The organism is Couchioplanes caeruleus (genome assembly GCF_003751945.1).
GTDB lineage: Bacteria > Actinomycetota > Actinomycetes > Mycobacteriales > Micromonosporaceae > Actinoplanes > Actinoplanes caeruleus.
Window position 1 is genome coordinate 1,452,160 of the sequence record NZ_RJKL01000001.1, and the last position, 14,615, is coordinate 1,466,774.

The 14,615-nt window shown below is 72.6% G+C and carries 12 protein-coding genes; all 12 read right to left on the reverse strand.

Annotation, left to right across the window (positions count from 1 at the left end):
• Window positions 1-12 precede the first annotated feature (12 nt).
• Entirely contained in the window at window positions 13-2,568 is a 2,556-nt protein-coding gene (lanKC, locus tag EDD30_RS06290; RefSeq protein WP_071802888.1) for a class III lanthionine synthetase LanKC, read from the reverse strand.
• On the reverse strand, window positions 2,565-3,584 hold the full coding sequence (locus tag EDD30_RS06295) for a radical SAM protein (protein WP_071802889.1): 1,020 nt from the start codon (window positions 3,582-3,584) through the stop codon (window positions 2,565-2,567). The genes lanKC and EDD30_RS06295 overlap by 4 nt, the downstream gene beginning before the upstream one ends.
• A gap of 50 nt (window positions 3,585-3,634) precedes the next feature.
• Complete coding sequence (locus EDD30_RS06300; RefSeq protein WP_071802890.1) at window positions 3,635-4,564, reverse strand: sporulation-delaying protein SdpB family protein; 930 nt, start codon at window positions 4,562-4,564, stop codon at window positions 3,635-3,637.
• The gene (locus EDD30_RS06305) at window positions 4,552-5,085 is read right to left on the reverse strand and encodes a hypothetical protein (protein WP_071802891.1); all 534 of its coding nucleotides are present in this window, start codon (window positions 5,083-5,085) and stop codon (window positions 4,552-4,554) included. Before EDD30_RS06305 ends, EDD30_RS06300 begins: the two co-directional genes overlap by 13 nt.
• Window positions 5,078-5,233 (reverse strand): hypothetical protein, encoded by a 156-nt coding sequence (locus EDD30_RS38840; protein WP_170047071.1) that lies wholly within the window; start codon window positions 5,231-5,233, stop codon window positions 5,078-5,080. Before EDD30_RS38840 ends, EDD30_RS06305 begins: the two co-directional genes overlap by 8 nt.
• A 41-nt stretch (window positions 5,234-5,274) precedes the next feature.
• Window positions 5,275-8,352, reverse strand: a complete 3,078-nt coding sequence (locus tag EDD30_RS06310) for an AfsR/SARP family transcriptional regulator (protein WP_071802892.1) — start codon at window positions 8,350-8,352, stop codon at window positions 5,275-5,277.
• Window positions 8,353-8,502: 150 nt separating this feature from the next.
• Window positions 8,503-9,636 (reverse strand): pyridoxal-phosphate-dependent aminotransferase family protein, encoded by a 1,134-nt coding sequence (locus EDD30_RS06315; protein ID WP_071802893.1) that lies wholly within the window; start codon window positions 9,634-9,636, stop codon window positions 8,503-8,505.
• Window positions 9,633-10,817: an MFS transporter gene (locus EDD30_RS06320; RefSeq protein WP_170047073.1), complete on the reverse strand. Its 1,185-nt coding sequence runs from the start codon at window positions 10,815-10,817 to the stop codon at window positions 9,633-9,635. Before EDD30_RS06320 ends, EDD30_RS06315 begins: the two co-directional genes overlap by 4 nt.
• Before the next feature lie 31 nt (window positions 10,818-10,848).
• Window positions 10,849-11,931 (reverse strand): GNAT family N-acetyltransferase, encoded by a 1,083-nt coding sequence (locus EDD30_RS06325; protein ID WP_123678113.1) that lies wholly within the window; start codon window positions 11,929-11,931, stop codon window positions 10,849-10,851.
• Window positions 11,916-13,445, reverse strand: coding sequence for a pyridoxal phosphate-dependent decarboxylase family protein (locus EDD30_RS06330; protein WP_071802896.1), 1,530 nt, complete (start codon window positions 13,443-13,445; stop codon window positions 11,916-11,918). Before EDD30_RS06330 ends, EDD30_RS06325 begins: the two co-directional genes overlap by 16 nt.
• Complete coding sequence (locus tag EDD30_RS06335; RefSeq protein WP_071802897.1) at window positions 13,442-14,236, reverse strand: SDR family NAD(P)-dependent oxidoreductase; 795 nt, start codon at window positions 14,234-14,236, stop codon at window positions 13,442-13,444. Before EDD30_RS06335 ends, EDD30_RS06330 begins: the two co-directional genes overlap by 4 nt.
• Window positions 14,229-14,591, reverse strand: coding sequence for a hypothetical protein (locus EDD30_RS06340; protein ID WP_071802898.1), 363 nt, complete (start codon window positions 14,589-14,591; stop codon window positions 14,229-14,231). Before EDD30_RS06340 ends, EDD30_RS06335 begins: the two co-directional genes overlap by 8 nt.
• Window positions 14,592-14,615 lie beyond the last annotated feature (24 nt).

Consider the following 14,615-nt stretch of genomic DNA (forward strand, 5'->3'; position numbering starts at 1 on the left):
GTTCACCTCCTCTCAGGAAGTCGGGGCGGGTACCCGCGCGTCGAGGTACGGCAGGACGGCCGTGCCCTCGAAGGCGGTGCTGAGCGCCAGCAGGATGCCCGCGGAACCGGTGGCCAGGTCCATCGACAAGCGCATCAGCTTGTCGCCGGGAAAGGCGAGATGTCCCTGGTAGGTCTCCGCGTGCCAGCCGAGCCGGCGGACGTGGGCGGCGATGGCGGCCGGGTTCTCCGGTCCGGGGAGGTGGCTGAGCGCGGCGATGAGCCCGGCCCGGCCGCGGAACAGGCCCGGCTGGCGGACGAAGATGCTGCGGCAGCCGTGGCCGATCGCGGCGACCTCGTCCCGGAACGCGGGCTCGTCGCGGTGCCGCAGGTACCGCTGCAGGACGAGGCCCAGGCCGCCGCTGCCGCCGTCGAGGTAGAGCAGGTACCGCCGGCCCTCCTCGACCAACTGGAGGGTGCCGTTGGCGAGGCGTTCGCCGCAGGCGAGGTCGGCGCGCAGGGCCGCCCCGGCGAGATCGAGGTAGGCGGGGTCGCCGGTGTCCTCGTACAGGTGCAGGAGGAACAGCGCCGGGCCGGACATCCCGCGGAGCAGCCCGCCCCGCACCGACGGTGCCGGCCGCCCGGTCGCCACCGCGCGGATCATCGGCGCCAGGGCGTCCGCCATCCGGGTGGCGGCGGCGCGCAGCCCCTCGTCGCCGGTGGCCCGGGCGAAGTGCAGCAGGCTCACGCCGGCGCCCGCGACCCCGCCGAACAGGCCGGGGGTGGTGAGCGGCTGGCCGACGGCGCGGCGTACCAGGTCCAGGGCTTCGTCGACGCGACCCAGTTCGTACAGCACGGCGGCCGCGCCGAGCAGGCCGTCGTAGAGGCCGGGGCGCGGGTTCTGCGCACGGTGGACCGATCGCAGCATCCAGGTGACGTACTCGTCGGGTATTTCAGCTCCGGTGACGTGCAGCGCGTGCAGCACGCCGGCCGCGCCGTACGCGAGGGTGTACCCGCCGGTGGCGAACTGGTTCGGATCGCCGGGGAACAGCCGGTCGGCACGGTCCGGGGTGGCGCCGGCGTGGATGCCGGCGATCAACGAGGCGCGGATGGCCGGCCAGTCGCTCTGGTCGCCGCCGAGCAGCGCGGCGGGTCCGGCATCCGCCGCCGGGACGGCCGTGCCCAGCGCATGGGCCAGGTCGGCGGGGAAGCTCGCCGGCAAGCCGTAGAGCCGCTGCGCACTGCCGGCCAGGCGGGCCAGGTCGGCGGGGCTGCGGGCCAGACCGCCGGTCACCGGCAGGAACATCCACAGCCGGATGCAGTGGAACAGGTAGCGGTCGGCCGCCGCGCCGGACAGGCCTCGCGGGACGGTGAACCCGGGCGCGGCCAGGGCCGGAGGGTGCTCGTCGGCAAGGTCGGTGGCCAGCTCGAAGTCGACGAGCACCACGCGGCCGTCCGGGCGCACCATCACGTTGGCCGGGTGCAGGTCGCCGAACCGGATGCCGCGCGCATGCACCGAGGTGAGGGCGCATTCCAAGCCGGACATCACGTCGTGCACCCACTCGACGTACTCGGCCACCGCGGCCGGATCGGGCTCCGGATCGAGCAGGGGCTGGCGCTTCACCATGGCGTCGAGCAGGTTGTCGCCCTCGACGTACTCCTCGACGAGGAAGTGGTGCTCCCAGGCGGTCACGAAGCCCAGCACGCGGGGTACGCAGGACAGGCTGGCCAACCGCTCCAGCACCGCGCGCTCCCGGGCCAGCCGGGCGATCGCGTCGGCCCCGTCGCGGTCCAGCCCCGCGTGCGGGCGCGCCTCCCGCAGCACCACCCGCTCGCCGGTGGTGCGGTGCGTGGCGACGTACACGCCGCCGCCGTTGGAGAAGTGCAGCGCGCGCTCCACCTCGTACGGGAAATCCACGCCGTGGTCGGCATCGCGCCGCGCCAGGTGCGGGCGCAGCACCTCCGGAACGGTTACCCACGGCGGTACCCGGAACGCCGGGCCGCGCACGTCGGGTACCAGCTTTCCGTCCGGACCGGCCAGCGCCGGCGTCGGCTCCCCGTCGGCGTCGGGACAGGTGCGGCCGGAGAACCCGCCGTACCGGACGTAGAGCGGCCCGTCCCCGTATCGCAAGTCGCTCAGGATGTACGGCCCCGGCACCCCGGAGAGCAGCTCGGACAGGTCGGACAGCACCCGGCCGAGTTGTGCCTCGTCCACCGGGTACAAGGTCAGCGCCTTGCCGCTGCTGCCTCGGTGCGCGTACTTGTTGTTGGCGAACCGTACCGCGCCGGCGCTGCGCAGGAACTTGAAGGTGACGGCGTGCGCCACGCAGTACTCCCAGACGATGTCGCAGACCCGGCTCACCTCGTCGAGGGTCGCCGATGCGTGGATCTTCCAGCCCTGCTCGGGCAGGCTCACGCCCGGCGGGCGCAGCGAGACCCACAGTCCGCGCTCGGTGCGCGTCCAGCCGGCCGGCGTCTCCCGGTCCGCGGCCGGCAGGCGCTCGGCCCGGTCGGCGATGCGCTCCGGGGTGTCGAAGAACAGCGGGTCGGCGAGGCAGAACGGCTGCAGCCGTTCGGGGTTGAGTTTCACCGGGACACCTCCACGGGCGCGGCGCCGAACTCGGGCCGGCGGGCGATCCGGGCCCGTACCTCGGCGGAGCCGAACCGCTCGTCGATCCGCCGGGTCGCGGCCGCCCACTGCACCATGGTGTCCGCGGTGGACAGCGCCGCGGTGACGAACGGGTCCTTCCAACGCGCCACCGAGCGTTCCCAGAGCACGTCGGGTGGGTCGGTACGGACGTTGCCGACGGTGCCTTCGTAGATGGGCATCGCGCGTACCTGTCCGTCCGGCTCGACCTGCATCATGGAAAAGTCGAAGCGCGCCATCGTGTCCGGGTGCATCTGCAGCATCCGGTTGTCCGTGGTGGCGACACGAACCCCGGCCGGCGCCAGCGCGCGGAGCCGGGCCAGGGTGTCCCGGCTCGTCAGCATGCGCAACTGCTCGTCCGTCAACAGTTCCCGCTCGGCGAAGGCGGGCCGGCTGGCGAGCCCGGACGGTACCGCCGCGCCGAACCAGACGGACGACAGGCGCGGGAAGCGCCGCGCCAGGATGCACACCTCGTCGAGTTCGTGCAGGTTGCTCTGCACCAGGACGCAGTCCAGCCCGAACATGAACGGCCGGTCCGTGGCCGCCGCGCCGTCGAGGAGTTCCAGGGCCCGTACCGCCCGGGCGAACGAGCCGCGCCGGCCGCGGATCCGGTCGTGTACCGCGGCGGTGGCCCCGTCCACGCTGACGTTCACCCGGTCGAACACCCGCACCAGTTCGCGCGCGGTGTCCGGGACCAGCGGCCAGCCACCGGTGTACATGGCCACCTCGACACCGGCCCGCGAGATCCGCTCGGCGACCTCGAGGATGCCGGGCACCAGCAACGGCTCGCCGCCGCCGAACGTCACCGAGCGCGGCTTCATCGCCACCAGGGCGTCGGCCGTCTCCAGCAGTTCGGCGTGGCTCAGTTGCCGGGCCGGGCGCCGGCCGGACTCCGAGTAGCAATGCACGCAGCGTAGCGGGCAGGCGTACGTGACATCCCAGTTGATCTCGATCTGCACCGGTACTCCTCACCGCTGGCCCACCCGATCGCCGGTGGCGGCGACGAGAACTAGGCAACCGGCGCGGACTCTCGGACCTGCATCGGCGCGGTATCGGCGCTCGGATGGCGGCGGGCTCCGCCGCTTGCGAGCGTCACCAGGGCGATCATCGTGACGCCGAAGCTGACCAGGCCGATCAGCACAATGATCAAGCCGTGCAGGGCGATGGCCAGGGCGAGGCCGTAGCGGCGCAGCCGCGGCCCGGCGAGGACGGAAGCGGCGATGGCCAGCTCGACGACGGGGGTGCCCCAGGTGAGGGCGGCGACGATCGGCCGGTGCTCGAGCGCGGGCCCCAGCGCGGAACGCAGCGCCGCGGACGGGCCGTAGTGCGGATGGTGGAAGATCTCGGCCAGATAGGTGCCGTCCCGCCAGGACGGAACCGCCAGCTTGGTGCCGACCGCGGCGAGGTAGATCAACGCCACCTGCAGCCGCAGCACCAGATGCGCGGCGTACGAGGCGCCGCCCCAGCCGGGCGGATACGGGTCGCGACCGGGGCGCCAGTGCCAACGCCGGCCGTCGCCGAGGCACATCAGGATGAGCAGCATGGTGCCGATCCGGCCGGCGGCGTCACCTCCATTCGGTACGGTCATCGACGCACCCAGACTGAGGGTGACGTACCACTGCGGCACGCAGGTCCACTTCGGGCCGAGACCGACGACGACCGCGGCGAGGACGGCGACGGCCACGACCAGCCGGGCCGTCGACAACCACGGGGCGTGACCGCCGATGCACCACAGCAGCGCGACCCGGACGCCGCCGCAGCGCGCCCCCGCCGGGATGTCCGGCAGCGGTGCGAACAGCGCGCCTGTCGGCGTGCAGAGCAGGACGCTGAGCGTGGCAAGGGCGAGCAGCGAGCGCCCGACCGCGAGCTGCCGGTCCCGCGGGTCGAAATCGGCCGCACGGAGGAGCAGTTCGGCGCGGACGCGCGTCAGCGCGCGCATGCCAGTTCGGCGGGCGCGGCGGACTGGACCTGCCAGGCGCCGGCGACCAGCCGCTCCCGGGTGAACACCACGGTGCCGCACAGCGGCTGCCACGCGACCCTGCTGTCCACGGTGGTCACCGGCGCGCCGGCCAGCCGGTCGGCGCAGTCCGCCACCGCCGGCCGCCCGCAGTCACGCCACCGCGCGGCCGGTACGGACCTGGCCAGAACGGCCGCCTCGACGATGGTGGCGTACTCCCGCCGGCTCAGGCCGCCCAGGTTCTGCGCGGATGCCAGCGGTGCGGTCACCGGCTGGTATCCGCCGGAGCGGTACACCCCGACGGCGACCGACCCGACGGCGGTGAAGAACTCCCACTGCTGCGGCCACAGGAGCTGGTACGTATCCCGCCGGTCGCCGAGCCAGCCGGGCGTCATCGACCCCGGCAATTGCGAGGCCGCGGCCACGACGAGCACCACCAGCAGCGCGGTGATGCTCGTCGTGAACCCTCGGGCGCCGCGCGTCGCGCGGGCCGGTTCATCCACAGCTGGTCTGGATGCAGTCCATCGGCGGGGTCGCCTGCCGCGAGTCCCCGGCGTCGCCCCGGTGGTGGCCGCCGGCCGTGCCCCCCACGCCGATGAGCGCGAGCAGCGCCGCCGCGATCAGCAACCCGATCAGTACCGGCTTCTTCATGTGGTGCTTCCCCCGATCGATCGCCCTCAGCTTCTGTCCCCCTACAGGGCCGGCACGATCGTGCACCCGGGCGCTATCCGTTCGGTATCGATCATGCGTTCGCCCTGGTCGACCGCTGCCCGGGCGGGCTCGACGACAGCGCGCAGCAGCCGCGCCTCGACCGCCTCGGCCGGATACAGCCGCAGCGCCCGTTCCCGGAGCCGCCCGGCCTCTTCCCGGTCACCGACCCGTGCCCTCAGCCGCGCCAGCGCGTCGCAGCCGCGCGCCTCCTGGATGGGGAGGTCGTTCGCCGCGGCGAAGCGCCGGGCCTGCTCGTACGCCGACTCGGCCTGCGCCCACCGCCCGGCTGCCTCGCGCGCGGCGCCGATGACGAGCAGCGACTCGCATTCGGCGTACGGGGCTCCGGCGTCCCGCGCGATGCTCAGGCCGGCCCGCCCGTCCGCCAGCCCGCCGGCCAGGTCACCCAGGTTGACCCGGGCGGCACCGCGACCGGCCAGGCTCATCGCCTCGCCGTGCCGCAGCTCCACCCGCCGGCTCAGCTCCAGCGCCCGGTCGAACCGCTCCAGCGCCGCGGCGCCCTGGCCCAGCCGGTCCAGCGCCTGGCCCAGGTTTCCCAGCAGCATCGCCTCGTCGTGCACCGCGCCGAGCTCGCGCGCGATGGGCAGCACCTCCTCGAGGTACGCACGGCCCTCCGCGTACCGGCCCATCGCGATGCACACCACGGCGAGGTTGTTGGTCACCGCCGCGTATCCGGCCCGGTCGCCGGCCCGCTCGGCCAGTTCGCGGCCGGCCGCGAACGTCTCGTGGGCCAGGCGCAACTGCCCGGCGCGCCGGTAGGTGAAGCCCAAACCGGAGAGCTGGCCCGCCTCGGCCGCGAGCGCCCCGGTCCGCCGGCTGATCGCGATCGCCTGCGCGAACAGCCGCTGCGCCTCGGCGAACCGGCCCAGCTCCCGCATGATCAGCGCGATGCTGCCGAGCATCGCCGACTCGCCCGGCGCGTCCCCGAGCTCGCGGGCCGCGGCCAGGCCGCGCTCGAACATCGCGAGGGAGTTGCCATGGTGGTTCAGCCGGTTCAGGAAAGGCTGCAGGGCGCCGGGGATCTGCCAGGTGTGGTCGAGCCAGCCGTGCTCGGCCGCGTACCGGGCCGCCTCCACGAGGTTGCCGTGCTCGGCCTTCAGCAGGCCTATCGGGTTGGTAGCGGCGGGCAGCTCCGGCGCCGGGTCGAGGAACCCGGGCTGAAAGCGGTGCGCGGCGCGCGCGATCGGCTCGCACGAGCGCCATGCCAGCCGGAGGTAGTAGTCGAGCAGCCGGTGCGCCGCCGCGCGCAGCTCCGCCGCGCTGTCGTGCTGGTGCGCCAGCTCGTGCGCGCAGTCGCGGACCAGATCGTGGATCCGGTACCGGCCGCCGGTGCCCTGCAGCAGCAGGTTGTCGTCGACCAACGCGTCCAGCCCGTCCTCGGCCTCCTCGGCCGTGATGCCGGCCAGGGCGGCCACCGCATACGGCTCGAAATCGACTCCTGGATGCACTCCGAGCAAGCGGAACAGTCGCTGCTGTGGCGGGCTCAGATACCGGTAGGAGAGCCCGAGCACCGCGGCGACGGTACGGTCGCCGATGGCGAGGAAACGGGTGCGGCGGCGCTGGTCGCGCAGCCGTGACACCAGGTCGGCCACGGTCCAGTGCGGACGATGCCGCAGCCGGGAGCCGGCGATGCGGACGGCGAGCGGCAGCCGTCCGCACAGCTCGACCACCTCGGCGGCCACCGCCCGGTCCGGCTCCGCCATTCCCCGGCCGGACACCTGCTCGAACAGCGCGAGCGCGTCCGGCCCCGGCAGCACGTCGAGCAACAGCGGGCTGGTGCCCTCCAGTCCGCCCAGATATCGCCGGCTCGTCACGATGACCAGCGTCTTCGCCGCGCCGGGAAGCAGCGGGCGCACCTGGCCCTCGTCGACGGCGTTGTCCAGCACGACGAGCATCCGGCGGCTCGCCATCTGCGACCGCCAGAAGGCGATACGCGAGTCCTCGTCGGCGGGCACCTGCTCCACGGGTACGCCGATGCCGCGCAGCAGCACGTCGAGCGCCTGGGCGGAGGTCATCGGGTCCTGGCCGGGGGTGAACCCGCGCAGGTCCAGGAAGTGCTGCCCGTCGGGGTAGTCGCCGCGGACGAGGTAGGCGAGGCGTACGGCGAGCGCGGTCTTGCCGATGCCGCCCATGCCGTCGATCGTGGATATGGCCAGGGCGGTGGCGGCGGAGCGCGCGATGCCGTCGCGGAGCTGGGCGAGCTCGGCGGCCCGCCCGGAGAAGTCCACGATGTCGTGCGGCAGCGTGCAGGCCGTTCCGGTGCCCGGCTGCGTCTGCGCGGCCGGCTCCGGCGGCGCGGCAGGGACCGCCGCGGGAAGTGGGACGGCGTCGAGGAGGATCTGCTCGTGCAGGCGGCGCAGCGCCGCGCCCGGATCCAGGCCCAGCTCCTCGGCGAGCAGCCGGCGGCCCTGCTCGTACGCGTCGAGCGCCTCGGCCTGCCGGCCGCACCGGTGCAGCGCCAGCATCAGGCTGCCTCTCAGCGACTCGCGCAGCGGGTGCGCGGCCACCCAGGTGGTGAGGTCGCTCAGCACGCCGGCCGCCTCGCCCAGCTCCAGCCGCAGCGCGCCGAGTCGTTCCAGGCAGGTGAGCCGCAGTTCCTCCAACCCGGCGACGGCGCTGCGGATCAGCGGACCATCGAGGCCGGGCAGGGCGGGGCCGGTCCAGAGGGCGAGCGCCCGGGTCAGACTCCGGACCGCGTCCCCCACCCCACCGTCGGCCGCGTGCCGCTCGGCCTCGTGCACGTACCCGCGGAACACCTCCGCGTCGAGCTGCTCGGGCCGGATCGCCAGCCGGTATCCGACGTCGGTGGTGTCGATCCGCACGTCGCCGTAGCCGCCGAGGGAGCGGCGCAGCGCCGCCATCGCGTTGTGCACCTGCCGCCGCGCCGTGGCCGGTGGATCGTCCCACAGCTCGTCGACGAGGCGCTCCGTCGACACGACGAGGTCGGCATTGAGCAGGAGGACGGCGAGCAGTCGGCGCTGGCGCGGACCATGGAGGGTTACCGGCCGGCCGTCGCACGTCGCCGCCAGCGGACCCAGCACGCAGAAATCCATCTGTAGCCCCCATACGCCCGGTGGTGGACCGTGAGCTGACGGCCGATCGTATCCAGCCGGCGGCCCGTGCGCTGACCCCCGCGGGCACCGGGACTCCCTGTTTCGGTGGCGGCCGGGAGGAGCACCGCGACCTGGTCGTCAAAGGAGGGAGGCCTCCGTTGGGGGCCAGCGGTTGGTGCCGAGCGCCGCGGTGCATTCGTCGACCATCTCGATGGTGCCGTTCTGGCCCATGAGGCCGATCCGGATGGCATCACGCACCGGGTCCAGGCCACCGGCGATCGCGATCCCGGCCTCGCGCAGCACGTGGAGTCGGACATCGGCCGGCCGGCCGCAACGGGCGACCACCACCAGGGCGGCGCGGTCCGCGGGCGCCCCGACGAGGGTGAATCCGCGCTCGGTGAGGCGTTCACGGCAGTGCTCGGCGACCCGCGCCCGTTCCTGGCGCCACTCCCCCAGGCCGCGGTCCACCATCGTGCTCAGGCTCGCGATGAGCGCGAACACCAGGTTCGTCGGCATCGTGACCGGGTGCGGCTCCCAGTCGAAGCTCTCCTCGCGCTCACGGTCCCACCGTGTCAGGTCCAGATACCACGGGCGCGGATGATCGTCCAGGGTCCGGGCATGACCGTGCTCGCTCAGCGCGACGATGCCCAGGCCCGGTGGACAGCCCAGCCCCTTCTGCGTACTGGCCGCGACCGCGTCGACTCCCCAGCCCTGCACGTCGAGTTCTTCGCCGGCGATGCTGGACACGGCGTCGACGACGACGGCGGCCCCGGCCTGGCGGGCCACCTCGGCGATGTCCGCCACCGGGTGCCGGATGCCCGTCGACGTCTCCACGTGCACCAGGATGACCCCGTCGGCACCGGGGAGCAGATCGGCGACGTGACGCGGGTCGACCGCCCGGTCCGGCTCGACGGCCAGGTCGCGGACCTTGAGCCCGTGTGCCCGGGCGACCTCGATCAGACGCCGGCCGAAGTAGCCGGTGCGTGGGATCACCACGAGCTGACCGGGCCGGAACGTGTTGACCACCGCGGCCTCGATGGCCAGGCTCCCGCTGCCGGGAAGCAGGTAGACCCAGGGCGCCCCCAGCACCTGCCGCAGCAGCGTCAGCGCCTCCTCGTGCGTACGGGCCCACGACGGCCCGTAGTGCGCGGTCACCGGACGCTGAAACGCCGCCAGGACATCGGGCCGCGACTGACACGGCCCCGGAATCATCAGGCGCGGAGTGGCGATGCCGGCCGGCGGCGGCCGGCGGATCGTGTGCGGCGCCGTCATCGGCTGACCTCCCACCGGCTCACCGCCAGGATGCGTGTGCTCCGGATGATCAGGAAGATCAGGACGGCGCTCAGTGCCGAGCCCACGCCGAGGATGGGAAAGGCCGCCGAGCCGGACACCTGGAACAGCAGGACGCCGATTCCCGGCCCGATCATGAACCCGACGTCGGACAGCATGCCGAAGACGCCCCAGGCCCGGCCGGTACCACCGCAGTGCTGCTGGATGCCGTCGCGAGCCACCAGATAGACGAAGGCCTGAGCGGCCATGAAGGCGGCCATGCCGGGCACCGCGACGACCGTACGGTCGACGCCGCCCAAGGCGACGCACGCCGCCGCCAGCAGCACAAGCCCGGCGGCCGCGGCTCCGGGCCGGCGCAGGCGGCCCGGCAACCGCGCGATGAGGGGGCTCAGACCCGCGAACACCGCCATGCCGAACGCGAGCACCCACGCCGACCGGCCCACCGAATCGGCGACCGCGCGATCCATATACAGCGGTATCAGGGGTTCCATCGCCGCCCACACCAGGTTGGCGCACAGGTCGATGGCGCCGAAGAAGACGGCGGCACGCAGAACCCGCGAGGACCAGGCCGGCTCGGGCGCGAGTTCGTCCGCCGCGGCGGCTGCGCCCACGGACGCATCCCGGGTGCGGCCGGGCAGAGCCCACCACGCCACCAGCGCGGTCAGCAGCGTCGCCCCGGCGGCCGTGGACAGGATCACCGGATAGCCGGCGTACGAATGCACCAGCCCGATGATCAACGGGCCGGCGCCGAAGCTCAGGACCGCGGCCACGCCCAACCTCGCATAACCGCGGGAGGAGTCCTTTCCGTACCGGGCCGAGATCGTGGCGACCGCGCCGTAGATCGCCGGGCTGACCAGGCCGTCGCCGGCACCCCAGACCAGCCGTCCGGCGAGCGCCGCGCCGCCGTCGCTCGCGGACGCGACCAGCACCATGCCGGCGGCCGCCACCACCAGGCCGGTCACCGCGGTGAGATTCTGTCCCCACCGGTCCGCCGCCCAGCCGCCGACCGGCTGGGCCAGAACCTTGGCGATCCCGAAGCCGGCGACGAAGATCAGCAGGCCGGTCCGGTCCAGGCTCAGGTCCTCGGCGAGTCGGGGCAGGAACGGCAGGACCGCCATGTAACCGATGTTGATACCGATCACCGTGGACAGTACGGTGGCCATCCGGGCGGTGTACCCCGACGACGACGCCGGTTCAGAGCGCAGCAAGCTCATCGCGCCGCAGACTTCTCGTGATGTAGCCGTGGATGCCTTCGCTCATTCGCCGCAGCGCCTCGCGCAGCGCCGGCCTCGGCGTGGTCGGATAGACGAGGGCCCACAGATCGGTTCCCAGGAAGCCGTGCCGCTCCTTGTACACGAAGTTGCCGCGTCCGGGGTCGACGATCTCGGCTCCGTGGGCAGCCGCGTACGTCATGGACTCGTACATGAGGAACGCGTACGTTTTCAGCTCCCGCAGGTGCAGGTAGTTGATCCCGCCGGTCCACATGCTGAACCGCCGCCGATGCAGGAAGCACAGGAACGCCGCCGCCATCCGTCCATCGTGCTCCGCGACCAGCAGCATGGCCCCGGGAGCGCCGGCCAGGTTCTCGAAGATGTCCTTGCCGTAGATGTTGATTCCGTGCTTCTCGGCGGCCGCCATGGCCAGATCGGTGAACTCGTCGAGCGCCGGCAGCATCTCCGCACCGGCCAGGACCCGCAGCCGGAGCCCGCCGTCCTTGGCCCGGCGCCACTGACGGACCAGCTCGCGCCGGACCCTGCCGCGCATGGCGGGCAGCGGAGAGTCCGCACCGCCGATCGGCGCCGCGTACGCCCGGTCCACCAGGACCGCCGTGCCGCCCGGGCGGATCGCCGACCACGCGTCGACCTCGGCGGACGTCAGGTTGCCGAAGATCAGTGCCTCGGCCGCCCAGCGGGCGGTCTGCTCCCGCCCGAGGTCGACGCACGTGGCGATGTATTCGGGTGTGCTGCCGCCCGCCCCGCCGTACTCGCCGTAGAGGCTCGCCGAGTAGACGACCGGGCCGGACCAGATCGGGCCGATCCCCGCGTCGGACTCGTACGCGTCCCACAGGGGTGACCGGCTGACGAGGTAGTACGGCACCAGCTCGGCCACCGGCCCGCCCTCGAGCAGCAGGTGACGATGGTCCACGACGCGCTCGGTGCGGACACCCTCCCATCCACGACTCCAGCCGACCGTGGTCGAGAAGTGCCGGCCGTCCACCGCGCTCTCCGGCACCTCGGCGGCCGTGCGGAGCCAGCGGGCACTCACTGATGTGCGCATTGGTCGTCCCAGACCTGCTCGGCGGACATGCGGAGCTGTGCCCACAGCGCCTCGATGTCCGACGGTTCCGTCCTGATATTGCCGATCGAGACCCGCAGAACGTACCCGTCACGCAGTACCGCATGGGACAGGAACGCCGCTCCGGATGCGTTGACCGCGTCGAGGACGCCGGCGTTCAGACTCGCTATCCGCGACAGAGGCACCGGCGCGGGCTCGTACCGCCGGCGCAGGCCGCGCGGCACGTACCGCAGGCAGACCAGCGGGTAGGTCGAGTCCACCGGGACCTGCCAGTCCGGATCGGACCCGGCCGCGGACCGCAGCCACCGGGCCATGTCGATCGAACGTTGCAGACGGTTCGCCAGTCCCTGGACACCGAAGCTGCGAATGATCCACCACAGCTTGAGGGCGCGGAAGGAGCGGCCGAGCTGCGGCGAGTAGTTCATGTAGTCGACCACGCCATCGTCCGGAGAGGTCCTGAGGTATTCCGGGACGAGGCGGAAGACGTTGGGCAGCGCATCGCGGTGGCGGCAGTAGAGGGCGGTCACCTCCATCGGCGCGTAGAGCACCTTGTGCGGGTTGGCCACCACCGAATCCGCCCGGCTGAGGTCGGCGGCGGCCTCCGCGCCGCTGCCGGCCAGCCGCCAGAATCCGCCGTACGCCGCGTCGACGTGCAGCCAGAGGAAGTACTGCCGGCATACGTCGGCGATCGCATCGATCTCGTCGTCGGCGGCGACCGCGGTCGTTCCGGCCGTGGCCACCACGGCGAACGGCTGGTGGCCGGCCGACAGGTCGGCCTGGACGGCCGCGGCGAGAGCCGCGCCCCGCATCGAATAGCCGTCGTCCGCGGGCACGCGGACCACGTTCTCCCGGCCGATGCCCAGGACGATCGCCGCCTTGTCGACCGAGCTGTGCGCCTGATCCGACGTGTAGAGGCGCAGCCGGCGTCCGTAGCCGGTCAGGCCCCGCTCGCGGACGTCGAGACCGACCACCGTCTCGCGAGCGGCGGTGAGCGCGTAGAGGGTCGCCAGCGAGGCGCCGTTGACCAGGACGCCGTCGTTGCCCGGGGCGATGCCCAGCATGCCGGCCATCCACCTCAGCACGGTCTTCTCCAGTGCCGACGCGGCCGGCGACGACTTCCAGAGCATCGCGTTGACGTTGAGCGCCGAGCTGACCGTGTCCGCCAGCACCCCGGGAAGGCTCCCGGTGTTGCTGAAGTACGCATGGAACCGTGGATGGTTCCAGTGGGTCAGGTACGGCACGATCAACGATTGGGTGTCCTTCAGGATGGCGGTGAAGTCCTCACCGACCTGCGGCACCTCGGTGTCAATCTTGGCGGACAGCGTCTTCGGGTCGACCGTGGGGCTGACCGGCAGGTCGCGGATGCCGGCGAAGTAGTCGCCGATGAAGGCCAGCACCGCCTCGCCGTTGCCGACGAACTCATCCGGCTCCCAGTCGCCGTATCCGGCGCTGAACGCGGTGCCGTCGCGGACGCCCGTCTCGTCCGGAGCGGTCATGACGCCCTCCCCTCGAACAGATCGGTGACCTCTCCGTCGTGATAGGTCGGCCGGTCCTCCCAGTCCCAGGCACCGGAGACGGCCAGATTGGCGCCGGAGACGTAGCCGGCCCGCTCGGAAACCAGGAACTCCACCGCGTCGGCGACCTCCGACGGCCGCCCGAGCCGGCCGGAGGGAACCCGCTTGCGCATCCACCGCTCCTGTTCCGGTGGCAGGAAGCCGTTGTCGATCAGACCCGGCGAGACGCAGTTGACCGTGATGCCCCGCGCGGCCTCCTCGACGGCGAGCGACCTGGTGAGGATGACGACGCCGGTCTTGGCGATCGCGTACGGGGCCAGGTTCGGCGCCCCCCGTACCTGGTAGACCGGGCTGAGCCCGATGTTGACGATGCGGCCGAAACCACGCCGGCGCATCCCCGGCAGCACCGCCTTGCAGGCGTGGAACGCCGATCCGAGGTTGCTGTCGAGCACGTCGTGCCAGTGCTGGTCGGAGGTGGCGGCCACCGCACTCAGGCTGAATTCGCCAACGTTGTTGACCAGCACGTCGATGTGCCCGTACGCGCCTTCGATCTGCCGCGCGAGCGCGCTGATGCCCGCGGGGCTGCGCACATCGGCCTGGTGGGCCGACGCGGCGCCGCCGTCCCTGGCGATCGCCTCGACCAGTTCGGCCGCCGATGCCTGATCGCTGCGGTAGTTCACCGCGACGGTCATCCCGGCCTCGGCCAGCTTGCGGGAGATCGCCCGGCCGATGCCCCGGCTACCGCCGGTCACCAGCGCTACGAGGTCACCCATGCGTGCCCCGCTCCGGCTCGTGGTGGTGGTCGTGATCGTCGTCGTGGTCGACGTCGACCGGCAGCTCGGTGTAGTAGGTGATGTCGCGCGGCGCGGTGCAGTACTTCGCGTGGAAATCGGCCAGCAGGTCCTGCTCGGACGCGGCCAGCGACTGGTGATCCGGCACGCTGCGCCACGCGTACATCATCAGCACGGTGCCGGGATCCGCCTGGCTCTGGAAGAACGAGGCGTGGCCCGACCAGGCCGGGTCCTCGTGCGCCTGCGGTCCGACCAGGTCGTCCATCTCCTGCATGAGCTCCAGCGCGCGATCGGCGTATTCGGCCTTGAGATGCCACGTCTCACAAACGGTTACCATTGTGCCACTCCCGAGCATTCGATT

Bases quoted from the DNA above. Each gene is read 5' to 3' on its own strand.
- EDD30_RS06315 (WP_071802893.1), bottom strand. From the start codon at position 9,636: ATGACGGCGCCGCACACGATCCGCCGGCCGCCGCCGGCCGGCATCGCC.
- EDD30_RS38840 (WP_170047071.1), bottom strand. From the start codon at position 5,233: ATGAAGAAGCCGGTACTGATCGGGTTGCTGATCGCGGCGGCGCTGCTC.
- EDD30_RS06325 (WP_123678113.1), bottom strand. From the start codon at position 11,931: ATGCGCACATCAGTGAGTGCCCGCTGGCTCCGCACGGCCGCCGAGGTG.
- EDD30_RS06300 (WP_071802890.1), bottom strand. From the start codon at position 4,564: ATGCGCGCGCTGACGCGCGTCCGCGCCGAACTGCTCCTCCGTGCGGCC.
- EDD30_RS06330 (WP_071802896.1), bottom strand. From the start codon at position 13,445: ATGACCGCTCCGGACGAGACGGGCGTCCGCGACGGCACCGCGTTCAGC.
- EDD30_RS06335 (WP_071802897.1), bottom strand. From the start codon at position 14,236: ATGGGTGACCTCGTAGCGCTGGTGACCGGCGGTAGCCGGGGCATCGGC.
- EDD30_RS06340 (WP_071802898.1), bottom strand. From the start codon at position 14,591: ATGGTAACCGTTTGTGAGACGTGGCATCTCAAGGCCGAATACGCCGAT.
- EDD30_RS06320 (WP_170047073.1), bottom strand. From the start codon at position 10,817: ATGGCCACCGTACTGTCCACGGTGATCGGTATCAACATCGGTTACATG.